Genomic DNA, 22,983 nt, shown 5'->3' with positions numbered 1-22,983 from the left:
TTGAAGAAAAGAGGAGTTATGCCCTATGATGCTGTATCCTGCTATGAGAGACCTGCTGAACAAGGTGCCCAGCCGCTATAAGCTGGTGAACGTGGTGGCCCACCGGGCCCGGGAGATCTCCACCGAGGCCGAGCTGGCCGGAGAGCCCCTGGACGAGAAGTCGGTGAGCATCGCCATCCAGGAGGTGGCCGACGGCAAGCTGGACGAGCAGCTGGAGCAGATGAACCAGCTGGAACAGAGCCAGCCCCAGTAAGAGCGAAGGGGAGAGGGGAAGCCCGTGGGACACATGACGGCCAAGGTGGCGGTGGCCAAGGCGATCTACGCCATCGACCGGCCCTATGACTACCGGGTCCCCCGGGAGCTGGAGGGCCGCCTGCGGCCCGGCATGCGGGTGCTGGTCCCCTTCGGGGCGGGCAACCGGGGGTCGGACGGCGTCGTCCTGGCCCTGAGCCGGGAGGGGGCGGAGGGCGGCCTGAAGGATGTGACTGCCGCCCTGGACGACCGGCCGGTGCTGGACGAAAAGCTGCTGAAACTGGCACTGTGGATGCGGGAGCGGTATTTCTGCACCGTCTACGACGCGGTGAAGGCCATGCTCCCTGCGGGGCTGTACTACGCCCTGCGGGACTGCGTCGCCCTGAAGGATGGAGTGGACCGGGCGGCGGCCTTCGAGGCCGCCGGGGAGTCCAAAGCCGCCCAGAAGCTGGCGGAGCTGCTGCTGGCCTGGGGCGGACAGGGCGACATGGAACAGATCCGCACCGCCTTTGGGGCCAAGGACCCGGACGGCGCCATCCGGACGCTGATTGACCGGGGGGCCGCAGAGCGGATCACCAGCGCACAGCGGGGCATCGGAGATAAAAAGGAGAAATTGGCGGTGCTGGCCATGCCGGCGGAGGAGGCCATGGCACGGGTCACCCCCCGCCGCAGGACGGCGCCGCTGCGCTATTCTGTCACCGAGCTCCTGTGCCAGCTGGGGGCGGCTCCCGCCAAGGAGCTGTGCTACTTCACCGGGGCCTCCATGCCCACCATCAAGTCCCTGGAGAAGAGCGGCATCCTCACCCTGGAGGAGCAGGAGGTATTCCGCCGCCCCGCCGTGGCGGAGGTGGAACCGGCCGGCCCCATCCTCCTCAATGAGGAGCAGGAGGCGGCCTTCCAGGGCCTGGACGCCCTGTGCCGGACGGGACAGCCGGCGGCCGCCCTGCTGTACGGGGTGACGGGAAGCGGAAAGACCCAGGTCTACCTGCGTCTGATCCAGGAGACTTTGCAGCGGGGAAAGACCGCCCTGTTCCTGGTGCCTGAGATCGCCCTGACCCCCCAGCTGCTGCGCATCTTTGCCGCCCACTTCGGGGACAAGGTGGCGGTGCTCCACAGCTCTCTCCGGGCGGGGGAGCGGTACGACGAGTGGAAGCGCATCCGCCGGGGGGAGGCCCCGGTGGTCATCGGCACCCGCTCGGCGGTGTTCGCCCCCCTGTCCAACCTGGGGATCGTCATCCTGGACGAGGAGCAGGAGGCCAGCTACAAGTCGGAGAACAACCCCCGTTACCACGCCCGGGAGGTGGCCAAGTACCGCTGTGTGCAGGAGAACGCCCTGCTGCTGCTGGGCTCGGCCACCCCGTCGGTGGAGACCATGTACGCCGCCCAGAGCGGCAGCTACCGCTGCTTCACCCTGCGGCAGCGCTACAACCAGAAGGCCCTGCCCCAGGTCCACATCGTGGACATGAAGGAGGAGCTGAGGGCGGGCAACGGCACCTCCATCAGCCGCGCCCTGCGGCAGGAGCTGGAGGAGAATCTGGTGCGGGGGGAGCAGGCCATCCTGTTCCTGAACCGCCGGGGGGCCAGCCGGATGGTGTCCTGCGGGGAGTGCGGCCACGTGCCCGAGTGCCCCCGGTGCTCGGTGAAGCTCACCTACCACTCGGCCAACGGGCGGCTCATGTGCCACTACTGCGGCTACTCCCAGCCTCTGCCCAGGGCCTGCCCGGTGTGCGGCGGAGGGCTCAACTTCATTGGGGTGGGCACCCAGAAGGTCCAGGAGGAGCTCCAGGAGCTCTTTCCCCAGACCCCCATCCTGCGCATGGACACGGACACCATCACCGCCTCCCGGTCCCACGAGGCCATTCTGGAGGAGTTTCAGAAGAAAAACGTGCCCATCCTGGTGGGGACCCAGATGGTGGCCAAGGGACTGGACTTTGAGAACGTCACCCTGGTGGGGGTCATCCTGGCGGACCAGTCCCTGTTTGTGGACGACTTCCGGGCGGGGGAGCGCACCTTCTCCCTGCTCACCCAGGTGGTGGGCCGGGCGGGCCGGGGGGAGAAGACGGGCCGGGCCCTGATTCAGACCTACACCCCCGAGCACGATGTGGTCCGGTTCTCCGCCCGGCAGGACTACGACAACTTCTACCGCACCGAGGTGCAGCTGCGCCAGCTGCGGCAGGAGCCCCCCTTCCGGGATATTTTTCTCATCACCGCCTCGGGGGCCAACGAGCCGGGCGTGCTGCGGGCCTGCATCCGTTTCCGGCAGGCGCTGGAGGAGGGGCTGCGCCGGCTGGAGGACCGGGAGTGGCAGCTGCTGGGGCCCGCCCCGGCCCCGGTGGCCAAGGTGAACAACCGCTACCGCTACCGGCTGACCCTGACGGCCCCCAACCGGCACCCGCTGCGGCTGCTGCTGGCGGAACTGCTGCGGACAGCCCATCGGGACAAGGACAATAAAGGGATTACCCTTTACGTAGATGTGAACCCATATTAAGGAAAAATTCGGCGGAGCCGGCGGCTCCGCCCGCGTCAAGGAGGAGAAGGAATGGCCATTCGCAAGATTTTGACGGAGGGAGACCCGGCTCTGACCAAGGTCTGCCACGCTGTCACCAAATTTGACCAGAAGCTGTGGAACCTGCTGGACGACCTGAAGGAGACCCTGGAGGAGGCCCACGGGGCCGGTCTGGCCGCCCCCCAGGTGGGGATTCTGCGCCGGGCTGTCATCGTCATGGACGAGAACTTTGAGCCCATCGAGCTGGTGAACCCGGAGATCATTGCCCAGAAGGGGGAGCAGGACGGCCTGGAGGGCTGTCTGTCCGTCCCCGGCATGTGGGGCTATGTGAAGCGCCCCGAGTGGGTGCGGGTCCGGGCCTATGACCGGAACGGGAAGGAGTTCGAGGTGGAGGGCACCGGCATGACCGCCCGCTGCTTCTGCCACGAGCTGGCCCACCTGGACGGCCACCTGTACACCGAGCTCACCGACCGCCTCTACACCACCGAGGAGCTGGACGAGCTGGAGGAGCAGGAGGACGAGGCATGAGAATCGTCTTTATGGGCACCCCTGACTTCGCCGTCCCCTCCCTGGAGGGGCTCATTCAGGCGGGGCACACGGTGTGCGGGGTGTTCTGCCAGCCGGACAAGCCGGTGGGCCGGCACCAGAACAAGCTCCAGGCCCCGCCGGTGAAGCAGGTGGCGCTGGAGCACGGCATTCCGGTGTTTCAGCCCACCAAGCTCCGGGACGGGACTGCGCTGGCTCAGCTAAAGGAGCTGGCCCCGGAGCTCATCGTGGTGGCCGCCTACGGCCGCATCCTGCCTGACGACATTTTGAACCTGCCCCCCATGGGGTGCATCAACGTCCACTCGTCCCTGCTGCCCAAGTACCGGGGGGCCGCCCCCATCAACTGGGCGGTCATCAACGGGGAGACCGAGACCGGCGTGACCATCATGTACATGGCCGCCGAGCTGGACGCGGGGGACATCATCGCCCAGGCCGCCACTCCCATCGACCCGGACGAGACGGTGGAGACCCTCCACGACCGGCTGGCCCAGATGGGTGGGGAGCTGCTGGTGAAGACGGTGGCCGGCTTGGCCGCCGGCACCGCCAAAAGAACTCCCCAGGACGAGTCCCAAGTTACCTTCGCCCCCCTGCTGTCCCGGGCCCTGTCCCCCATCGACTGGACCAAGCCCGCCAAGGCCATCCACGACCAGGTGCGGGGCCTGACGCCCTGGCCCGCCACCTCCACAGACATTTTGAACGGGGAGACGGTGAAGGTGTTCGCCGTCCAGGAGACGGGGGAGAGTACCCGGAAGGCCCCCGGCACCGTCCTGGCCGCCGGAAAAGCGGGCATCGACGTCTCCTGTGGGGATGGCAAGGTGATTCGCATTACAGAGCTTCAGGCGCCAGGGTCCCGGCGGATGGCGGCGGCGGATTATTTACGCGGACACCCGATTTCTGTTTGATTTGACGCAGGGGGGATTTCGCCGCCCGCGGGCGGCGACCTACTTTGCCCACGGCGGCAAAGTAGGCAAAACGCCACAGGGGACGGCTCAGGATGGGCACTAGCGTGCCCATATTCGCCTTACCCCGGACCCCGTTTTACGGGAGTCTCTCCTGAGAAGTTCAGCAGAATTTCCGGCGCGCAAAATCTGAGTGGGCAACTAAATTCCTCCCGGGCCACTGGGCCCTGGGTCTGCAAAAATTTCCGCTGGTGCGGTTCCACGACTGCGCCTGGTTTGTTCGAGCAGGTGATAGCTGGTCCGCAATTGCGGGCCGGTCTGGGACCGGCCCCTGCGAGAAGAAGGGACAGCTTTAGTGTTTAACCGTAGGGGCGGCCTATGGCCGCCCGAAAGCCTTCCCCCTTCAAGGGGGAAGGTGGCACGCGAAGCGTGACGGATGAGGGTGACCTCTTGGCATGCCCCCGGCGGGAGGCCCAAGGGCCTCCCCTACACAAATCCTGCACCGTTTCCGTTGTGCCGTAGGGGAGGGGCTTGTCCCTCCCGCCGTCCCCCGGAGGTCGTATCTCCCTTTGTGGGGAGCGGCCTCCCGGACGCGCCGTCCCCACCGCCCGACTTGAGCCCCACCAGGCCAAAAGGCGCGCTCCCAACCAGTAGGAGCACGACCCAAAGGTTACCGAAAACTCAGCGGCAGCGGTAATAGACCGGAAACCGATCAGCTGAGCTACCCGCGCCTTTGCGACGGCTGCTGGGGCCGCCTAATTGGGGCCCCCGTAAATGGGGGTCCAGGGGTGAGCGAATATGGGCACGCTAGTGCCCATCCTGAGCTTACCCCTGGCGGTTTTTTGGTTTCTTTTTGGGCGTCCAAAAAGAAACTCGCCGCCGGGGCGGCGAAACGCCCCTTCCTGACGGACCAGGCCGCCCGAGCGAAGAAACGGAAAGAAAAATCCAGCAAAACGAAGTTTTGCGCCAAAGTTCTTTTTGATTCTTTTTCTTTCAAGAAAAAGAATGCACAACGAACCGGAGGAGGAGAAGCATATGGACGCACGTGAGGTCGCCCTGCTCACCCTGAACGCCTGCGAGCGGCAGGGGGGCTGGTCGGACGGAGTGCTGAAAAAACAGATCGCCGCCGCCGGCCTGGACAGCCGGGACGCGGGCCTGGCCACCCAGCTGTGCTTCGGGGTGATTCAGAACCGCATTCTGCTGGACTTCTACCTGTCCAAGTTCTCCAACATCCCCCTGAGGCGGCTGGAGGGGAAGGTGCTCCAGGCCCTGCGGCTGGGGCTCTATCAGATGCTGTTTTTGACCCGCATCCCCCACAGCGCGGCGGTGGACCAGTCGGTGGCCCTCACCCGGGCCCACTGCAAGAATCCCCGGGCCCCCGGCATGGTGAACGCCATCCTGCGGAATCTGGAGCGCAGCCTGGACCGCCTGCCCACCATTCCCGAGGACGACCCGGCGGAGTATTACGCCACCCTGTACAGCCACCCGGTGTGGCTGGTGCGGGAGCTGCTGGAGACCCTGGGCAGCGAGGGGACGGCGGCCTTTCTCCAGGCCGACAACAGCCAGCCCCCCATCACCGCCATGGTGAACACGGTGAAAACGGACCTGGAGGGGGCGCTGGAGGCCCTCCAGGCGGAGGGGGTCCACGGGGAGCCCCACCCCTGGCTGAAAAACTGTCTGGTCCTCTCCCGCAGCGGCAGCCTGGAGGAGCTGGACGTCTTCCAGAACGGTCTCTTTTACGTCCAGGACCCGGCCTCCCGGCTGGCGGTGATGGCCCTGGACCCGGAGCCGGGGAGCAGGGTGCTGGATATGTGCGCCGCCCCGGGGGGAAAATCCTTCGCCGCCGCCATCCAGATGAAGGATCAGGGGGAGATCTGGTCCTGCGACCTGCACCCCCACAAAAAGACCCTCATCCAGAAGGGGGCCCAGCGCCTGGGCCTCACCTGCATCCGCCCCCAGACCGCCGACGGCAAGGTGCGCCGCCCGGAGTGGGAGGGGACCTTTGACCGGGTGCTGGTGGACGCCCCCTGCTCCGGCCTGGGGGTCATCCGGAAGAAGCCGGACATCCGCTTCAAGGACCCGGAGCCGCTTTCGGGGCTGCCCCAGGTGCAGAGCGCCATTCTGGACAACGCCGCCGGCTATGTGAAGCCCGGGGGCGTGCTGGTCTACTCCACCTGCACGATTTTGGAGCGGGAAAACCGGGCGGTCACCGACGCCTTCCTGGCCGCCCACCCGGAGTTTTCCCGGGAGCGTTTTCTCCTGCCCGGTCCGGCGGGGGAGGTCTCAGAGGGACAGATCACCCTGTGGCCCCAGGTCCACGGGACGGACGGCTTTTACATCTGCAAGCTGCGAAAGGACGGAGAAGCGTGACCGATATCAAATCCATGACCCTGGAGGAGCTCACCGCCTGGCTCAAGGAGCGGGGAGAGCCCGCCTTCCGGGCCAAGCAGATCTTCCACTGGCTCTACCGGGGCGTCACCTCCTTTGACGAGATGACCGACCTGTCCAAGGCGCTGCGGGAGAAGCTCTCCCGCCAGGCTTTCCTGACGCCGCCCCAGGTGGCCCGGAAGCAGGTCTCCAAGCTGGACGGCACCATCAAATACCTGTGGGAGCTGTCCGACGGCAACTGCGTGGAGTCGGTGCTCATGCGCTATCAGCACGGGAACACCGTGTGTATCTCCTGCCAGGTGGGCTGCCGCATGGGGTGCGCCTTCTGCGCCTCCACCCTGGCGGGCAAGGTGCGGGACCTGACCCCCGCGGAGATGATCGACCAGGTGCTGTTCACCCAGATAGACAGCGGGGCCCCCATCTCCAACATTGTGCTCATGGGCATCGGAGAACCTCTGGACAACTTCGACACGGTGATGCGGTTCCTCACCCTGGTGAACCACCCGGAGGGGATGAACATCGGCATGCGCCACATCTCCCTGTCCACCTGCGGCCTGGTAGACAAAATTGACAAACTGGCCCGGTATGGGTTACAATTAACGCTGTCTGTATCCCTCCACGCCCCGGACGACGAGACCCGGTCCAAGATCATGCCGGTGAACCGGTCTGTGGGGGTGGAGAAGCTGATGGACACCTGCCGCCGGTACGTTCAGGCCACCGGGCGGCGGATCTCCTATGAGTACGCCATGATCGACGGGGTGAACGACTCCGACGCCCAGGCGGACCAGCTGGCCCGGCTTCTGAAGGGGACCCTGGGGCATGTGAACCTGATCCCCCTCAACGACGTGGAGGAGAGCCCCCTGAAGCCCAGCCGCCGGGTGGCCGCCTTCCAGAAGCGCCTGGAGCGCCAGGGCGTCACCGTCACGGTGCGCCGGAAGCTGGGGAGCGACATCGACGCCTCCTGCGGACAGCTGCGGCGGAAGGCCATGCAGTCCGCCCAGGGGATGGGCGGACAAACCACCAACCGAAAAGAGGACGAAGTGCCATGAATGTATGGGGTATTACCGACCGGGGCAAGATCCGGGAACAAAATCAGGACGCCTTCGCCCACCAGGTCCTGCCCGACGGGCGGGTGATCGCCCTGGTCTGCGACGGGATGGGCGGCGCCCGGGCGGGCAACATCGCCAGCTCCATGGCGGTGGACGTGTTCATGGAGGCTTTCCTGGAGGATGGGGAGGATTCCCCCGACCTGGAGCACATGGAGCGGGCCGCCGCCCGGGCCAACCGCCAGGTCTTCCGGCGGGCGGTGGAGGATGAGAACTGCGTGGGCATGGGCACCACCCTGGTGGCCGCCCTGGCCGGGGAGGAGGAGGCCCTGATCCTCAACGAGGGAGACAGCCGGGCCTACCACATCTCCGAGGAGAGCGGCATCTCCCAGGTCACCCGGGACCACTCCCTGGTGGAGGACCTGGTGGAGCGGGGAGAGCTCACCCGGGATCAGGCCCGGGTCCACCCCCACAAGAATCTGATTACCCGAGCCCTGGGGGCCGAGCCGGACCTGAAGGCCGACTCGTTCCGCCGGGAGCTGGCCGAGGGAGATTTTCTGCTGCTGTGCAGCGACGGACTGAGCAATGTGGTCTCCGAACAGGAGATTCTCTACGAGGTGGTCCACGGAGGAGAGGCGTGCACCTGCTGCCGCCGCCTGCTGGACATCGCCCTGCACCGGGGGGCGCCGGACAACGTGACGGCCGTCCTGATCCAGTGCTGAGCGGCGTACGACGCAAACCTGCATAAGGAGGATATTTACCGTGGATCAGTATATAGGTAAATTACTCGACAACCGATATGAGATTATGGAGCAGATCGGCATGGGGGGAATGGCCCGGGTCTTCCGGGCCCTGGACCACCGGCTCAACCGCCAGGTGGCGGTGAAGATTCTGCGGGAGGACCTGGCGGAGGACGCGGAGCTGCGCCGCCGCTTCCACGAGGAGTCCCAGGCCGTGGCCATGCTCTCCCACCCCAACATCGTGGCCGTCTACGACGTGAGCCGCTCCTCCGATGTGGAGTACATCGTCATGGAGCTCATCGACGGCATCACCCTGAAGCAGTACATGCAGAAGAAGGGGAACAAGCTCAACTGGCGGGAGGCCCTCCACTTTATCACCCAGATCGTCAAGGCCCTGGGCCACGCCCACAGCCGGGGGATCATCCACCGGGACATCAAGCCCCACAACATCATGGTCCTGCGGGACGGCAGCGTGAAGGTGGCCGACTTCGGCATCGCCCGGGTGGCCTCCGGGGGCCACAGCACCCTCACCCAGGAGGCTTTGGGGTCGGTGCACTACATCTCGCCGGAGCAGGCCCGGGGCAGCCACATCGACGCCCGGTCCGACCTGTACTCCGCCGGCGTGGTGCTCTATGAGATGATTACCGGCCGCCTGCCCTTCGAGGGGGACACCCCCGTGTCGGTGGCCATTCAGCACATCAACTCCATCCCGCTGTCCCCCCGGGAGATCGACCCGGCCATTCCCGAGGCCCTGGAGGCCATCACCATGAAGGCCATGGCCCCCGACCCGGACAACCGCTATCTGTCGGCGGACGACATGCTGGCCGATCTGGAGGAGTTCCGCAAAAATCCCAACATCAACTTTGACTACAACGTGAGCGGGTTCCAGGACGACGAGGACGACGTGGATAAGACCCAGGTACTGCCCACGGCGGCCTCCATCTCCCGGGTGGGGAGCCGGGTCCGGGAGCCGGAGCGGGTCCAGAACCGCAGCCGCTCCAATCCGCCCCCCAGGCGGCGGGAGCGGGAGGAGGATGAGGAGGAGTACGACGACGGGCCCCGCCGGCCCAACTGGCCCATCATCGGGGCGGTGGCGGCCATCCTGGTTTTTGTAGCGGCCCTGCTGTATATCATGTTCTCCACCGCGTTCTCCGGTTCCCTGGGGGCCCAGGCGCAGAATATCCGGGTGCCGTCGGTCACCGGCCAGCTCTTCAGCGAGGCCCAGGCCAACACAGAGCTGCTCAACGGATTCACTCTGGTTCAGGGGGAGACGGTGGAGAGCGACCAGCCCGCCGGCACCATCCTCCAGCAGTCCCCTGACGCCAACAGCTTTGTCAGCGGAGACGACATGACCATCACCGTGACGGTGAGCTCCGGCCAAGCGGAAGAAATCACCATGCCGGACCTGGTGAATAAACCCTTGTCTGAGGCGCTGAGTACCTTGCAGGAGCTGGATCTGAAGCTGAAGATCGACTATAACTCGTACAGCGAGAACCACGACACCATTCCGCAGGGGTCCGTCATTTCCACCATCCCAGAGGAGGGAGCCGCTCTCTCCGAGGAACAGCAGGTCATTTTTGTGATGAGCCTGGGGCCTGCGGAAAAGACCAGCATCGTTCCCAACCTGATCGGTCGGACGCTGGAGGAAGCCACCGCCGATCTGACGGCAGTGGGGCTGACCCTGAATGAGGTGCAGGAGTCTAACACAGACCAGCAGCCGGCAGGCAAGGTGTTCTACCAGTCCATTGCGGTAGGTACAGAGGTCGCCCAGGGGACGGCGATTGACATTTTCATCAGCCTTGGCCCCAGCGACAGTGGTTCCGGGAGCGGCGATACGGTGACCAAGACCTTCACCCTCACTCTGCCCACCAACCTGGGGGAGGACCTCCACGTGGAGGTGGTGGACAGCCAGGAGCAGACGGTTTTCTCCGGAGACTACAACACCAATCTGGACACTGCGGCGGAGATTCCTGTGTCCGGCTCCGGGGTGCAGACCTACACCATCTATATCAACGGCCACAGCTATACCCAGCAGACTGTGGACTTCGGGGCCTGAGTATGGAGGGAATCATCCTGAAGGCCCTCAGCGGCTTCTACTACGTGGACGACGGCCAGACCGTCATCCCATGCCGGGGGCGGGGAAAGCTCCGCCACGCCAAGGTCACCCCGCTGGTGGGGGACCGGGTGGAGTTCACCCCCCTCTCCGACGGACAGGGGGCCCTGGAGGCCGTCCTGCCCCGGAAGAACCAGTTCCACCGCCCGGCGGTGGCCAACATCGACCAGCTGGTCATCATCGCCTCCCAGGCCATCCCGGTCACCGACCCGTTTCTCATCGACCGGGTGGCGGCCATTGCCGAGGGCAACGGCTGTGAGAGCGTCATCTGCATCAACAAGTGCGATCTGGTCTCGGGCGAGGATCTGGCGGCCATCTATCAGAAGGCCGGGTTCCCCACCGTCCAGGTGAGCGCCGAGACCGGCGAGGGCCTGGACCGGCTGCGGGAGCTGATTGCTGGAAAGGTATCCGCCTTTACCGGCAACTCCGGCGTAGGGAAATCCAGCATTTTGAACGCCCTGGAGCCGGGGATTGCCCTGGAAACCAGCGCCGTCAGCCAGAAGCTGGGCCGGGGCCGTCACACCACCCGCCATGTGGAGCTCATCCGCCTGTCCTGCGGGGCGCTGGTGGCGGACACCCCGGGCTTCTCCTCCTTTGAACTGGACAAGGGGGAGCTGTGCCGGAAGGAGGAGCTGGCCTCCCGGTTCCGGGAGTTTGCCCCCTACATCGGCAAGTGTCAGTTTCTGGACTGCGCCCATATAAAGGAGAAGGGGTGCGCCGTGCGCTCGGCGGTGAAGGCGGGGGAGATCCCAAAGAGCCGCCACGACAGCTATGTGCGCCTGTACGAGCAGGCCAAACAGATCCCGGATTGGGAGAGAGATTGAAGTTTTCTTTGTGTTTTTAAGTTCCCTGGGGCTGTGGGGCTCCGGGGAACTTTTTCGCTTTGAGGGGGATTTCGCCGCTGCGGCGGCGGGTGAATTGCTCCGCAGGGGCAAGAGAGGCTGGTCTGGGCCACGACCTCGGCGCGCCGCGTACATCTGCGGGCCGGTCTGGGACCGGCCCCTACGTTAAAAACAGACGGTTTCTGGATACGCCGTAGGGGCGGGTCCGTGACCCGCCCGTCAGGGTTCAGACAGATGGGCGTAGGGGCGACCCTCGCGGTCGCCCGTGCCGGATGTAGAATCCAGTTTCGGACCCTTTTGTAGGGGCGGCACACCGGGCCGCCCGGTTCCTGGCGAGAAACTTCCCAATAACAAGCGAAAAGCCATATTTTTTACACAAAAAACAAAACTCATACAATCAAAAAATCCCTGTTAAGGATTTACCGGCATGAGCTCAGGATTCTGATGCATACTAAACGCCGGATGGAACCTCCAAAAGAATGAAATCATGCGGATTTATGGGAGGCGACGGCAATGCGAGGGAGATGGACGGCGCTTGGGCTGGCGCTGATGCTGTCCTTGACTCTGACGTCCTGCGGCGTCAGGACAGGGACGGACACGACCACCGGCCGTTTGAGCAACCGGGGGACCTCCGGCACGGAGACCCCGGCGGGACGGAACCGGAACGTAATGGAGGACGGCAGCTACTACGCCGGGACGGACGGAGCTGTGAAGCGCCGGAGCGCCGGCGAGACCGAGTGGGAAAAGCTGGGCCGGGAGCTCCGGGAGAGCTGGGACAAGATGATGGACGGCGCGGAGGACGCCGCTCAAAACACAGAGCGGGCGGCAGAGAACGCCGTCCGCGGCACGGAACGGGCCGCCAAGGACGCGGTCCGGGACGTGGAACACGGAGTTTGACCCCAAATAGAGCGTGCAGACGCAGCGAGGAGCCGCGCCCGAACGGGCGCGGCTCCCGGTTTTATAGGAGACTTGCGGCCGTCCCGCTCTCTTGGTATAATGACCAGGAACCAGTGGACCGCCCTGGAGCTGATCCGCATGCGGGGCCACGGAATGGAGCATGGAACAAAGCGAGAAGGAGCGTTGAATATGAGGGAAAAGAGACAGACGAAATTTGTCACGCCCGAGGAGGCGGTTCAGGCGGTCCGGGATGGGGACTGGGTGGACTACGGCTTCGGAGCCGGATTCCCGGAGCTGCTGGACCGGGCGCTGGCCGGGCGGAAAGGGGTCGTCCGGGACGTGAAGATCCGGGGCGGTCTGGTGATCCGCCCCCGGATCGAGGTGGTGGAACTAGACCCGGAGCAGGAGTCCTTTACATATTACAGCTGGCACATCGGGGACTATGAGCGCAAGCTCCAGAGCCGGGGGCTGGTAAAGTTTATGCCCGCCATGCTGCGGTCCCTGCCCTACCTGTACCGGGACGGGCACATCCGCTGCGACGTGGCCTTCGTACCGGTGTCCCGGCCGGACGGAGAGGGGTACTGCGGCCTGGGTATCTCCAACTACGCCTGGCGCACCATCTTTGAGAGCGCCCGCACCGTGATTTTTGAAATCAACGAGAAGCTGCCCCGGCTCCAGGGGGTGGACGGCTCCCACCGGGTCCACCTGAGGGAGGCGGACTATGTGGTGGAGGGGGAGCACGAGCCCCTGCCCCTGCGCAGCTACCGGGAGCCCGGCGAAACCGACCTCCAGATCGCCAAGCTGGTGGTGGAGGAGATCCCCGACGGGGCGGTGCTGTCCCTGGGGGTGGGCGGCGTACCCTTCACCGTGGCCAGGCTGCTGGCCCAGTCGGACCGGAAGGACCTGGGCTGCCACACGGGGACCATCAGCGACGCCTTTCTGGAGCTGTGGAAGGCGGGCAAACTGACCAACGGGAGGAAAGAGGTGGACCGGGGGCGGTCCACCTGGAATCTGGCCATGGGCTCCCAGGAGCTGTACGACTGGCTGGACCAGGAGCCCCAGTTGTTCCGCCCCGGGGATGTGGACTACGTCCACTCGGTGGAGCGTATCAGCCGGATGAGCAACGTCATCAGCATCAACGGCGGAGTGGAAGTGGATCTGATGGGCCAGGAGAACGGGGAGTCCGCCGGGACCCGGCAGCTGTCCGGCATCGGGGGACAGATGGACTTTCTGGAGGGGGCCTACCGCTCCAAAGGGGGCAAGGGCTTTGTCTGCCTGAACGCCACCCACAAGAAGAAGGACGGCACCCTCAAGTCCAACATCGTCCCCTGTATCGCCGGGGGGAGCACGGTTTCTGCACCCCGCACCATGATCCAGTATGTGGCCACCGAGTACGGCGTGGCCAAGCTCTCCGGCAAGACCCTGCGGGAGCGGGCCGAGGCCCTGGCCGCCATCGCCCACCCGGACTTCCGGGAGGAGCTGCTGCGGTACGCAAGGGAGAACTTTTATTAAACTTAGATTGCGCCGGGAAATTTTGCTGTCCTCTCCCATAGACCTTTCTCTATAAGAGACGAATTTATTAGAAGTAGGTCCGGTAGGGCGGGGGCTTGCCCCCGCCGCCCCACAGGGGGCTGGCTGTTCCAAAATTGCAGTTGGTATGGTTTCACAACAGCGCCTGGCTTGGCCGAGCAGGCGGCGGCTGGTGCTGAGCCGTAGGGCGCGCCTCCTGGACGCGCCGCGTACATCTGCGGGCCGGCCAGCGTCCGGCCCCTACGGAGAGAAAGGACCGCTATCAGCCGCCCGAAGGCCTTCCCCTTTAGGGGAAGGTGCCGAGCGAAGCGAGGCGGATGAGGTGCGTAGGGGCGGGTCCGTGACCCGCCCGTCCAGGATTTCACATATACCCTTTTCTAATGTGCGTCTTGGCGGGAGGCCCAAGGGCCTCCCCTGCCTAATCCCGGAAGAGCTTCTGGAGAACCGCAGGGGAGGGGCTTGCCCCTCCCGCCGTATCTGAGGGATGTTCCATTTATGTGGACTACTCTGCGAAAGAAGAACCGGCTTCTGTGTCCGCTGTGCTTCACCCCAGAGCCACGTCCAGGATCATCATGATGAGAAATCCGGCCATGACGCCGCAGGTGCCTCCGCAGCTCTCGTGGTCATGGCGCAGGTTGGCCTCTGGGATGAGCTCCTCCACCACCACATAGAGCATGGCCCCCGCGGCAAAGGAGAGGAGCCAGGGCATCAGCGGCTCCACCGTCCCCGCCGCCAGGACGGTGAACAGGGCGGCGATGGGCTCCACCGCCCCGGAGGCCGCGCCGATGAGGAAGGATTTTTTCCGGCTCATGCCCGCCTGCCGCAGGGGAAGGGAGATGGCGGCCCCCTCCGGAAAGTTCTGGATGCCGATGCCCAGAGCCAGGGCCATGGCGGCGGGGAGGAGGGTGGGGTCGCTGCGGGCGGCCAGGGCGAAGGAGATGCCCACCGCCATCCCCTCGGGGATGTTGTGCATGGCGATGGCCAGTACCAGCAGAGTGCTGCGGCGGCCGGAGCCGTCCCGGGGAGCCTGGAGAAAGGCGGGGGTCAGATGGGGGAGAAGGGTGTTCATGGTGACCAGGAACAGGACCCCCAGAACGGAGCCCCCGGCGGCGGGGAACCATCCGGGCAGCCCGGCCTCCTCCGCCGCCTCGATGGCCGGGATGAGCAGGGACCACATGCTGGCCGCGATCATCACACCGGCGGCAAAGCCCAGCAGGAGCTGGTGGAGCTGCCGGTTGACCCGGCTGCGGAACAAAAAGACGGTGGCCGAGCCCAGAGCCGTCATAAAACATGTAAAACCAGTGCCGCCTGCGGCCCAAATCAGTGCGTGTGTCAAAGCGAGTTTCCTTTCCCGGCGGAGGGCGTTTGGACGGGCTCCCCGCCGCTGTGATGGGTGTGCGCCGTATCAGACTATGAGCGCGCCGGGGAAGCGGTGCGGCGGATACGGCCTAATGTAAAAAAATTTTACAAGAAGCACTAGGCAAAATGGGATAATTATATTAGAATAAGAAAGAGTGTTTTAAAACCATTGCGCAAGGAGGGATTCCCATGGAGAATCCGAAGTATAAACGAGTATTGCTGAAAATCAGCGGCGAGGCCCTGGCGGGGGAGGCGTCCCGGGGGCTGGACTTTAATGTGATCGGCGAAGTGTGCGACGTGGTCAAGCGCTGTGTCCAGCTGGGCGTCCAGGTGGGCATCGTGGTGGGCGGCGGCAACTTCTGGCGCGGCCTGAAGGACGGCGGCGACCGGATGGTGCGCGTCCGCGCCGACCACATGGGCATGCTGGCCACCGCCATCAACGCCCTGGCCGTGGCCGACGTGCTGGAGCAGAAGGGCGTGGAGGTCCGGGTGCAGACCGCCATCGAGATGCGCTCGGTGGCCGAGCCCTATATCCGCTCCAAGGCCATCCGCCATCTGGAGAAGGGGAGAGTGGTCATCTTCGGCTGCGGCACCGGCAACCCCTTCTTCTCCACCGATACGGCGGCGGTGCTCCGGGCGGCGGAGATCGACGCGGACGTGATTTTGCTGGCCAAGAACATCGACGGCGTCTACTCCGCCGACCCCAGAAAGGTGCCCGACGCGGTGAAGTACGAATCCATCACCTACTCCGACGTGCTGGCCCAGCGGCTCCAGGTCATGGACTCCACCGCCACCTCCCTGTCCATGGACAACAAGATTCCCGTGCTGCTGTTTGCCCTGAAGGACCCGGAAAACATCCTGCGGGCCATTATGGGCGAGAAGATCGGAACCATCGTCCAGGGCTGACCGGACGAGAGATTAGAACGGAAAGGAAGGGCATACCATGAGTCCCGAGACAAAAGCTTACGATCAGAAAATGCTGAAGACCATTGAGGTGGTCAAATCCAACTTTGCCTCCGTCCGGGCCGGCCGGGCCAACGCCGGCGTGCTGGACCGCATCACCGTGGAGTATTACGGGACCCCCACCCCCCTGAACCAGGTGGCGGCCATCTCCTCCCCGGACCCCCGGACCCTGATGATTCAGCCCTGGGACGGCTCTCTGCTGAAGGCCATCGAGAAGGCCATCCAGACCTCCGATCTGGGCATCAACCCCCAGAACGATGGCAAGGTGATCCGCCTGGCCTTCCCCCAGCTCACCGAGGAGCGCCGCAAGGACCTGACCAAGCAGGTGCGCAAGTACGGCGAGGAGGGCAAGGTGGCCCTGCGAAACATCCGCCGGGACGCCATGGAGGATTTTAAGAAGAAAAAGAAGGCCTCCGAGCTCACCGAGGACGACCTCAAGCAGCTGGAAAAGGAGCTGCAGGACCTGACCGACAAGCGCTGCAAGGACATTGATGAACTGACCGCCAAGAAAGAGCAGGAACTGATGGCGGTCTGACAGACCAAACGGGAGAGCCGCCGGGGACCTTTGTCTCCAGCGGCTCTGCCGGGAATTTACACTTTTGGTAAGGATGTTGAACATGCCCTTTTTTAAGGCAAAGGAGCAGGCTCCTGCTCCGGCGGTGGACTTTGACCATCTGCCCCGGCACATTGCCATTATCATGGATGGAAACGGCCGCTGGGCCCAGAAGCGGGGGCTGCCCCGCACGGCGGGCCACGCGGCGGGAGCGGAGAATTTCCGCACCATCGCCACCTACTGCAAGGACATCGGGTTGGAATACCTGACGGTCTACGCCTTCTCCACGGAGAACTGGAAGCGTCCCGCGGAGGAAGTGGGGGCCATCATGGGCCTTTTGAAGAAGTACCTGCTGGAGGCCATCAGCCGCATGGAGCGGGACCGGGTGAAGATGGAATTTTTCGGGGACCTGTCCCCGCTGCCCCAGGAGCTCCAGGACCTGTGCCGGCGCACCCGGGAGATCTCCAAGGGGTACGACGGCTGTCAGGTAAACGTGTGTCTCAACTACGGGGGGCGGGACGAGCTGCTCCGGGCGGCCCGGGCCTACGCCCAGGACTGCGTGGAGGGAAAGGCCGACCCCAACCACCTGACGGCGGAGCACTTCGCCGGGTATCTGTTCTCCCGGGGGGTGCCCGATCCGGATCTGGTCATCCGTCCCAGCGGAGAGCTGCGCCTGTCCAATTTCCTGCTGTGGCAGTCCGCCTACGCGGAGTTTTATTTTACCGACGTGCTGTGGCCCGACTTTACCAAGGAGGAGCTGCACCGGGCGATTGCGGCTTACCAGGGCCGCTCCCGCCGGTTTGGAGGGGTTTGAGTGGGAAAACGAATTTTGGTGGCGGTCATTCTGGCTCCGCTGTTTTTCGTTGTACTGTTTTTCCTGGAGCCGGTGTGGCTGGCGGTGCTGATGGCGGCCATCTCCGCCCTGGCCTCCTTTGAACTGCTTCGGGCCACCGGGGTGGCCCACCACAACGGCATGTATTTCTGCACCGCCCTGGCGGCGGCGGCCATCCCCCTGGGGGAGTGGCTGGGCCAGGAGGGCATGGTGCTTCAGACGTCCGCTCTGCTGCTGATGGTGGCCATTTTCTGGATCGCTATCCGCCTGTATGACCGGGAGAAGGCGGTGCGCTTTGAAGATGTGCTGGTCTGCCTGTTCGGCGGGCTGATGATCCCCTGGGCCCTGTCCACGCTGGTGGAGCTGAAGGGGATGGAGCAGGGGCGCTTCCTGGTGCTCCTGCCGGTGATCTGCGCTTTCCTCACCGACGGAGGGGCCTATTTTGCCGGGATCTTCCTGGGCAGGCACCGGGGCGTCACCCGGGTGAGCCCCAACAAGTCCATTGAGGGCTATATCGGCGGCATCCTGTCCGGGGCCATTTTTCTGCTGATCTACGGCGTGCTGCTGGAGCAGTTCGCCGGGCTGGACGCATCTCTGCCCGTGCTGGCCGTCTACGGTCTGGTGGGCAGCGCGGTCACCGAGCTGGGGGACCTGTCCTTCTCCTTTGTGAAGCGGCAGTTCGGCGTGAAGGACTACGGCGACCTCCTGCCCGGCCACGGGGGAATGCTGGACCGGTTCGACTCCATGGTGTTTGCCGCCCCCACCCTGATGCTTCTGGTGGAGCTGTGCCCCCCCTTCTGACCTACTTTCTTTGGAAAAGAAAGTAGGCAAAGAAACTTTCTGCGAAACTACGTTTCGCCTCTGCGGATCAAGTTTTTATTCAGAATTTAAGGGGCGGTTTGATTTTCCATGGCAGGAAAGTTTACGGGTGGGATCAGAATCTGTCCCTGCCAAGTATCAAAAAGAAGCAAAACGCAGTTTTGCGCCAAAGTTCTTTTGCTTCTTTTCTTTCAAGAAAAGAAGAGAAAGGAGGGTGCGTATGAGCAGACGCATTTCGATTTTAGGTTCCACAGGGTCCATTGGGCGGCAGTCACTGGAGGTGATTGCCGCCTGCGGCATGACAGTGGGGGCTTTGACGGCCAACGCCAATGTAGCGCGCATGGAGGAGCAGGTCCGGCAGTTCCGGCCGGAGCTGGCGGTGATGATGGACGAGAAGGCCGCCGCCGATTTGAAGGTCCGGCTGGCGGACACCAAGACCCGGGTGGCCTCCGGCATGGAGGGCCTGGTGGAGGCGGCGGAGCTGCCCTCCGCCGACACGGTGATCACCGCGGTGGTGGGCATGATCGGTCTGCGGCCCACCATGGCCGCCATCCGGGAGGGGAAGCGCATCGCCCTGGCCAACAAGGAGACCCTGGTGTGCGCCGGGCAGCTGGTCCAGGAGGAGGCCCGGGACTGGGGAGCGGAGATCCTGCCCGTGGACTCGGAGCACTCGGCTCTGTTTCAGTCCCTCCAGGGGTGTAAGGACCGGAGGGAGGTCAAGCGGTTGATCCTCACCTGCTCCGGCGGCCCCTTCTTTGGCAGAAGCCGTGAGGAACTGAAACATATGACAAGGGAAGATGCCTTACAGCATCCGAACTGGAACATGGGGGCCAAGATCACCGTGGACTCGGCCACCCTGATGAACAAGGGGCTGGAGTTCATCGAGGCCATGCACCTCTACCACATGCCCCCGGAGAAAATTTCCATCGTCATCCACCGGGAGAGTATCATTCACTCCCTGGTGGAATACTGTGATAACGCGGTGATCGCCCAGCTGGGCACGCCGGACATGCGCCTGCCCATCCAGTATGCCCTCACCTGGCCCCGGCGGGTGGAGGGGCCGGCCACGCCCCTGGACCTGTGTTCCTGCGGCCCCCTGACCTTTGCCCAGCCCGACCTGGACACCTTCCGGTGCCTGGCCCTGGCCCTGAAGGCGGCCCGCACAGGCGGAACCGCCGGGGCCATCCTGAATGGAGCCAACGAGGCGGCGGTATCCCTGTTCCTGGACGGAACAATCGGTTTTTTGGACATCGCCGACCGGGTGGAGCGGGCCATGGATCAGGTCAAAGTGGTCCAGGACCCCACCATGACTCAGATTTTAGAGGCGGACCAGGCGGCCCGGGAGGCCGTACTGTCCGCATGACCAAGCAGTCCCACAGCACCACAGCGCAGGAGGTTCTATGCTCTATATCATTTTAGCCCTCATCATGTTCGGCCTGCTCATTGCCGTCCACGAGTTTGGCCACTTTGCCGCGGCCAAACTCTTCGGCATTCAGGTCAACGAGTTCTCCATCGGCATGGGACCCGCCCTGCTGAAGAAACAGAAAGGAGATACCCTTTACAGCCTTCGCCTCTTTCCCGTGGGCGGCTACTGCGCCATGGAGGGGGAGGACGAGGAGGCGTCCTCCGACAATCCCCGGGCCTTCGGCAACGCCGCCGGGTGGAAACAGGCCATTGTTCTGGTGGCCGGGGCCTTTATGAACTTCCTCACTGGCCTGCTCATCGTGCTGATTTTGTACGCCGGTGCGGCGGGCTTCCGGGTCCCCACCTACGGCGGCGCCATCGAGGGATACGGCACCGAGAACTGCGGCCTCCAGGAGGGGGACCGCATCCTGTCCGTGGACGGCCACGCCATCCTGGTGTACAGCAACGTGTCCCTCTACCTGAGCCGGGCGGGGGACGACGTGGACTTTGTGGTAGAGCGGGATGGGGAGCGGCTGGAGCTGGACAACGTGCACATCCCCTACCAGGAGCGCACCGATGAGGAGGGCAACTACACCCGCCTGCGGGGCATCTCCATCGGCTACGACGTGGACCCGCCCACCATTGGAAATAAGCTCCTCTACGCCTGGAACACCGCCATCGACTATGTGCGGCTGGTCTGGATCAGTCTGGGGGATCTGGTCACGGGGGCGGTGGGCCTGCGGGACCTGTCCGGCCCGGTGGGCATCGTGGATACCATGTCCCAGGTGGGCAGCGCCTCCCCCACGGCGGCGGACGCGGCCTATAACCTGCTGACCCTGGCGGCTCTCTTCGCCGTCAACCTGGCGGTGATGAACCTGCTGCCCATCCCCGCGCTGGACGGGGGCCGGGTGCTGTTTCTGGTGCTCAACGGCATTTTACACGCTCTGTTCCGCAAGAAGATCCCCGCCAAGTATGAGGGTTATGTCCATTTCGTGGGGCTGGCGGCTCTGCTGACCCTGTCCCTGATGGTTGCCTTCAGCGACGTGGGAAAGATCATCGGCATTTGATGGCTTGAAGGGGAGGTTTTTTCATGACCAAGCAGATCATGGTGGGCGGGGTCCCCATCGGAGGGGGCGCCCCGGTCACCATCCAGTCTATGACCAACACCCGCACCGACGACGTGGAGGCCACCCTCCACCAGATCCGCACCCTGGCGGCGGCGGGGTGTGAGATCATCCGGGTGGCGGTGCCTGACATGGCCGCCGCCAAGGCGGTGGGCAAGCTCAAGGAGGAGAGCCCCATCCCGGTAGTGGTGGACATCCACTTCGACTACAAGCTGGCTCTGGAGGCCATCGCCGCCGGGGCGGACAAGGTGCGCATCAACCCGGGCAACATCGGGGGAGCGGACCACGTGAAAGCGGTGGCCCAGGCCTGCGCCCGGCGGGGGGTCCCCATCCGCATCGGAGTTAACGGCGGCTCCCTGGAGAAGCCCCTGCTGGCCAAGTACGGGGGCGTGTGTCCCGAGGCCATGGTGGAGTCCGCCTTCGGCCACATCCGGCTGCTGAACCAGTACGACTTTGACGACATCTGCGTGTCGTTAAAATCCTCCAGTGTGCCCATGACCATGAAGGCCTACCGGCTGATGAGCCAAGCAAGTGATTACCCTTTACATATTGGGGTCACCGAGGCGGGCACCGTCCGCATGGGGACGCTGAAATCCGCCGTGGGCATCGGGGGCCTGCTGGCCCTGGGCATCGGGGACACCATGCGGGTGTCCCTGTCCGCCGACCCGGTGGAGGAGGTCTACGCCGCCAAAGAGATCCTCAAGGCGGCGGGCGTCCGGAAGGAGGGGGCGGAGCTGGTGTCCTGCCCCACCTGCGGCCGCACCCGCATCGACCTGATCGCCCTGGCCAATGAGGTGGAGGAGCGCTTAAAAGCTGTGGACAAGCCCATCACTGTGGCGGTCATGGGCTGTGTGGTCAACGGCCCCGGGGAGGCCTCCGCCGCCGACTGCGGCATCGCCGGCGGCGTGGGGGAGGGCCTGCTCTTCAAGAAGGGGCAGATCATCAAGAAAGTCCCCCAGGAGCAGCTGGTGGAGGAGCTGTTTGCTCTGATTGAGACGTTGTAGAGCAGGAGGTTTCGCCGCCTGCGGGCGGCGAGTTACTTTGCCCATGGCGGCAAAGTAACCAAAACGCCCCCGGGGTGGGCTCAGGATGGGCACTGGCGTGCCCATATTCGCCCACCCCGGACCCCATTACGGGGGATGCGATCCTGATTCGTGAGTGTGGTATTTCCGGCGCGCAAAACCAGGAGTGCTTGGGTGCAATTCCGTCCGGGCCACTGGGCCCTGAGTGAGTAAAATCTGGCGCCTATCGCAATTCAAGAACCGCGCCTGAGTTTGCCGGACCAACGTCCCCGATTCACCGACTGCTATGCCCCGGACCGTTGGCTGAGAAAACCAAGGCGCAGACCGAAAACTGCAGTTCTTCTAAATTTTGCAAACTTAGGCCCCCAGTGGGGCCGGAATAAACCGCACTCAATCATTCAGATTTTGCACGCCGAAAATGCTGTGACACCTTTCAGGAGGGACCACCGTAAGTGGGGGTCCAGGGGGCCGACTCCCCTTGTCAAGGGGAGATGGCCGAAGGCCAGAGGGGATAGGGAGAGTGAATATGAGCGCGAAGCGCTCGTTTTGAGCTCACCCCTTGGTGCCTCTTTGGCTTCTTTCTGGGCATCCAGAAAGAAGCTCGCCGCCCGCAGGCGGCGAAATTACCTCTGCGAATCCAGAAAGTCACTCACCGACGCGGCGAAATCCCACACGATTAAGGATTAAGAAAGGAGCCCCCATGGAAGAAACGCGCGAACAGAAGATCCGCCTGTGGTTCGACATGTGGCTCCAGGCCAAGGACCTGGGCATAGAGGACCTCTTTGCCCCCGACTGTACCTATATCGAGAGCTGGGGTCCCAGGTATGAGGGCCGGGACAAGGTGGCCCTCTGGTTCCGGGAGTGGAACACCCGGGGAAAAGTGGTCCGCTGGGACGTCGAGCAGTTCTTTCACAAGGGGGACCAGACGGTGGTGGAGTGGTCCTTCCGCAATGGGATGAAAAACGGGACCGTGGAGGAGTTCCACGGCCTCTCCCTGGTCCGGTGGGACGGGGAGGACCGCATCGCCTTTTTGCAGGAATTCGGCTGCAATATCCACAACTACGACCCATACGAGGCAGGGGAGACCCCCGTCTTTCGGGACGAGCCCTCTGTCTGGTTTTAAGATCCTGTTCCAAGGAGTATTCGCA

General features: G+C 64.2%; 21 protein-coding genes. 20 read left to right on the top strand and 1 reads right to left on the bottom strand.

Annotation, left to right across the window (positions count from 1 at the left end):
- Positions 1–25: 25 nt before the first annotated feature.
- The 12 genes from rpoZ to B5F19_RS01900 all read left to right on the top strand — a co-directional run bounded on the left by rpoZ (position 26) and on the right by B5F19_RS01900 (position 13,741).
- A complete protein-coding gene (gene rpoZ, locus B5F19_RS01950) occupies positions 26–253 on the top strand; it encodes a DNA-directed RNA polymerase subunit omega (RefSeq protein ID WP_087287256.1) in 228 nt (75 codons plus the stop codon).
- A gap of 33 nt (positions 254–286) precedes the next feature.
- Entirely contained in the window at positions 287–2,740 is a 2,454-nt protein-coding gene (priA, locus tag B5F19_RS01945) for a primosomal protein N' (RefSeq protein WP_087287253.1), read from the top strand.
- 51 nt (positions 2,741–2,791) lie between these two features.
- On the top strand, positions 2,792–3,286 hold the full coding sequence (gene def, locus B5F19_RS01940) for a peptide deformylase (protein ID WP_087287250.1): 495 nt from the start codon (positions 2,792–2,794) through the stop codon (positions 3,284–3,286).
- On the top strand, positions 3,283–4,206 hold the full coding sequence (fmt, locus tag B5F19_RS01935; protein WP_087287247.1) for a methionyl-tRNA formyltransferase: 924 nt from the start codon (positions 3,283–3,285) through the stop codon (positions 4,204–4,206). The genes def and fmt overlap by 4 nt, the downstream gene beginning before the upstream one ends.
- A 785-nt stretch (positions 4,207–4,991) precedes the next feature.
- A complete protein-coding gene (locus tag B5F19_RS17005; protein WP_140394142.1) occupies positions 4,992–5,252 on the top strand; it encodes a hypothetical protein in 261 nt (86 codons plus the stop codon).
- A complete protein-coding gene (rsmB, locus tag B5F19_RS01930) occupies positions 5,239–6,573 on the top strand; it encodes a 16S rRNA (cytosine(967)-C(5))-methyltransferase RsmB (protein WP_087287244.1) in 1,335 nt (444 codons plus the stop codon). The genes B5F19_RS17005 and rsmB overlap by 14 nt, the downstream gene beginning before the upstream one ends.
- The gene (gene rlmN / locus B5F19_RS01925; RefSeq protein ID WP_087287241.1) at positions 6,570–7,640 is read left to right on the top strand and encodes a 23S rRNA (adenine(2503)-C(2))-methyltransferase RlmN; all 1,071 of its coding nucleotides are present in this window, start codon (positions 6,570–6,572) and stop codon (positions 7,638–7,640) included. The genes rsmB and rlmN overlap by 4 nt, the downstream gene beginning before the upstream one ends.
- On the top strand, positions 7,637–8,359 hold the full coding sequence (locus tag B5F19_RS01920) for a Stp1/IreP family PP2C-type Ser/Thr phosphatase (RefSeq protein ID WP_087287238.1): 723 nt from the start codon (positions 7,637–7,639) through the stop codon (positions 8,357–8,359). Before rlmN ends, B5F19_RS01920 begins: the two co-directional genes overlap by 4 nt.
- Positions 8,360–8,399: 40 nt before the next feature.
- Positions 8,400–10,433, top strand: coding sequence for a Stk1 family PASTA domain-containing Ser/Thr kinase (pknB, locus tag B5F19_RS01915; RefSeq protein ID WP_242972666.1), 2,034 nt, complete (start codon positions 8,400–8,402; stop codon positions 10,431–10,433).
- A 2-nt stretch (positions 10,434–10,435) separates the two neighbouring features.
- Positions 10,436–11,314, top strand: a complete 879-nt coding sequence (gene rsgA, locus B5F19_RS01910; RefSeq protein WP_087287235.1) for a ribosome small subunit-dependent GTPase A — start codon at positions 10,436–10,438, stop codon at positions 11,312–11,314.
- Between the two features lie 531 nt (positions 11,315–11,845).
- Positions 11,846–12,229, top strand: coding sequence for a hypothetical protein (locus B5F19_RS01905; RefSeq protein WP_140394141.1), 384 nt, complete (start codon positions 11,846–11,848; stop codon positions 12,227–12,229).
- A 189-nt stretch (positions 12,230–12,418) separates the two neighbouring features.
- Positions 12,419–13,741, top strand: coding sequence for an acetyl-CoA hydrolase/transferase C-terminal domain-containing protein (locus B5F19_RS01900; protein WP_087287581.1), 1,323 nt, complete (start codon positions 12,419–12,421; stop codon positions 13,739–13,741).
- Positions 13,742–14,303: 562 nt separating this feature from the next.
- Here the strand turns inward: B5F19_RS01900 and B5F19_RS01895 are convergent.
- The gene (locus tag B5F19_RS01895) at positions 14,304–15,095 is read right to left on the bottom strand and encodes a ZIP family metal transporter (protein ID WP_242972665.1); all 792 of its coding nucleotides are present in this window, start codon (positions 15,093–15,095) and stop codon (positions 14,304–14,306) included.
- 212 nt (positions 15,096–15,307) lie between these two features.
- Here B5F19_RS01895 and pyrH point away from each other — a divergent pair, with 212 nt between their 5' ends.
- The 8 genes from pyrH to B5F19_RS01855 all read left to right on the top strand — a co-directional run bounded on the left by pyrH (position 15,308) and on the right by B5F19_RS01855 (position 22,958).
- Complete coding sequence (gene pyrH, locus B5F19_RS01890; RefSeq protein ID WP_087287225.1) at positions 15,308–16,024, top strand: UMP kinase; 717 nt, start codon at positions 15,308–15,310, stop codon at positions 16,022–16,024.
- Positions 16,025–16,061: 37 nt separating this feature from the next.
- Positions 16,062–16,616, top strand: a complete 555-nt coding sequence (gene frr / locus B5F19_RS01885; RefSeq protein WP_087287223.1) for a ribosome recycling factor — start codon at positions 16,062–16,064, stop codon at positions 16,614–16,616.
- 82 nt (positions 16,617–16,698) lie between these two features.
- Positions 16,699–17,448, top strand: a complete 750-nt coding sequence (locus B5F19_RS01880; protein ID WP_087287220.1) for an isoprenyl transferase — start codon at positions 16,699–16,701, stop codon at positions 17,446–17,448.
- The gene (locus tag B5F19_RS01875; RefSeq protein WP_087287217.1) at positions 17,449–18,267 is read left to right on the top strand and encodes a phosphatidate cytidylyltransferase; all 819 of its coding nucleotides are present in this window, start codon (positions 17,449–17,451) and stop codon (positions 18,265–18,267) included.
- 238 nt (positions 18,268–18,505) lie between these two features.
- On the top strand, positions 18,506–19,648 hold the full coding sequence (locus B5F19_RS01870; protein WP_204248284.1) for a 1-deoxy-D-xylulose-5-phosphate reductoisomerase: 1,143 nt from the start codon (positions 18,506–18,508) through the stop codon (positions 19,646–19,648).
- Positions 19,649–19,685: 37 nt separating this feature from the next.
- Positions 19,686–20,756: a site-2 protease family protein gene (locus tag B5F19_RS01865; RefSeq protein ID WP_087287211.1), complete on the top strand. Its 1,071-nt coding sequence runs from the start codon at positions 19,686–19,688 to the stop codon at positions 20,754–20,756.
- Between the two features lie 23 nt (positions 20,757–20,779).
- A complete protein-coding gene (gene ispG, locus B5F19_RS01860; RefSeq protein WP_087287208.1) occupies positions 20,780–21,817 on the top strand; it encodes a flavodoxin-dependent (E)-4-hydroxy-3-methylbut-2-enyl-diphosphate synthase in 1,038 nt (345 codons plus the stop codon).
- A 718-nt stretch (positions 21,818–22,535) separates the two neighbouring features.
- Positions 22,536–22,958, top strand: coding sequence for a nuclear transport factor 2 family protein (locus B5F19_RS01855; RefSeq protein ID WP_087287205.1), 423 nt, complete (start codon positions 22,536–22,538; stop codon positions 22,956–22,958).
- Positions 22,959–22,983 lie beyond the last annotated feature (25 nt).

The organism is Pseudoflavonifractor sp. An184 (assembly GCF_002160305.1).
Lineage (GTDB): Bacteria > Bacillota > Clostridia > Oscillospirales > Oscillospiraceae > Lawsonibacter > Lawsonibacter pullicola.
The sequence above is the reverse complement of the archived record's forward strand: the minus strand, read 5'-3'. Positions and strand labels throughout refer to the sequence as shown.

What these genes read in the sequence shown, in the direction of transcription:
- rpoZ (WP_087287256.1), top strand. Translation starts at nt 26, where the DNA reads ATGATGCTGTATCCTGCTATGAGAGACCTGCTGAACAAGGTGCCCAGC.
- priA (WP_087287253.1), top strand. Translation starts at nt 287, where the DNA reads ATGACGGCCAAGGTGGCGGTGGCCAAGGCGATCTACGCCATCGACCGG.
- def (WP_087287250.1), top strand. Translation starts at nt 2,792, where the DNA reads ATGGCCATTCGCAAGATTTTGACGGAGGGAGACCCGGCTCTGACCAAG.
- fmt (WP_087287247.1), top strand. Translation starts at nt 3,283, where the DNA reads ATGAGAATCGTCTTTATGGGCACCCCTGACTTCGCCGTCCCCTCCCTG.
- rsmB (WP_087287244.1), top strand. Translation starts at nt 5,239, where the DNA reads ATGGACGCACGTGAGGTCGCCCTGCTCACCCTGAACGCCTGCGAGCGG.
- B5F19_RS01920 (WP_087287238.1), top strand. Translation starts at nt 7,637, where the DNA reads ATGAATGTATGGGGTATTACCGACCGGGGCAAGATCCGGGAACAAAAT.
- rsgA (WP_087287235.1), top strand. Translation starts at nt 10,436, where the DNA reads ATGGAGGGAATCATCCTGAAGGCCCTCAGCGGCTTCTACTACGTGGAC.
- B5F19_RS01905 (WP_140394141.1), top strand. Translation starts at nt 11,846, where the DNA reads ATGCGAGGGAGATGGACGGCGCTTGGGCTGGCGCTGATGCTGTCCTTG.
- B5F19_RS01900 (WP_087287581.1), top strand. Translation starts at nt 12,419, where the DNA reads ATGAGGGAAAAGAGACAGACGAAATTTGTCACGCCCGAGGAGGCGGTT.
- pyrH (WP_087287225.1), top strand. Translation starts at nt 15,308, where the DNA reads ATGGAGAATCCGAAGTATAAACGAGTATTGCTGAAAATCAGCGGCGAG.
- frr (WP_087287223.1), top strand. Translation starts at nt 16,062, where the DNA reads ATGAGTCCCGAGACAAAAGCTTACGATCAGAAAATGCTGAAGACCATT.
- B5F19_RS01880 (WP_087287220.1), top strand. Translation starts at nt 16,699, where the DNA reads ATGCCCTTTTTTAAGGCAAAGGAGCAGGCTCCTGCTCCGGCGGTGGAC.
- B5F19_RS01870 (WP_204248284.1), top strand. Translation starts at nt 18,506, where the DNA reads ATGAGCAGACGCATTTCGATTTTAGGTTCCACAGGGTCCATTGGGCGG.
- B5F19_RS01865 (WP_087287211.1), top strand. Translation starts at nt 19,686, where the DNA reads ATGCTCTATATCATTTTAGCCCTCATCATGTTCGGCCTGCTCATTGCC.
- ispG (WP_087287208.1), top strand. Translation starts at nt 20,780, where the DNA reads ATGACCAAGCAGATCATGGTGGGCGGGGTCCCCATCGGAGGGGGCGCC.
- B5F19_RS01855 (WP_087287205.1), top strand. Translation starts at nt 22,536, where the DNA reads ATGGAAGAAACGCGCGAACAGAAGATCCGCCTGTGGTTCGACATGTGG.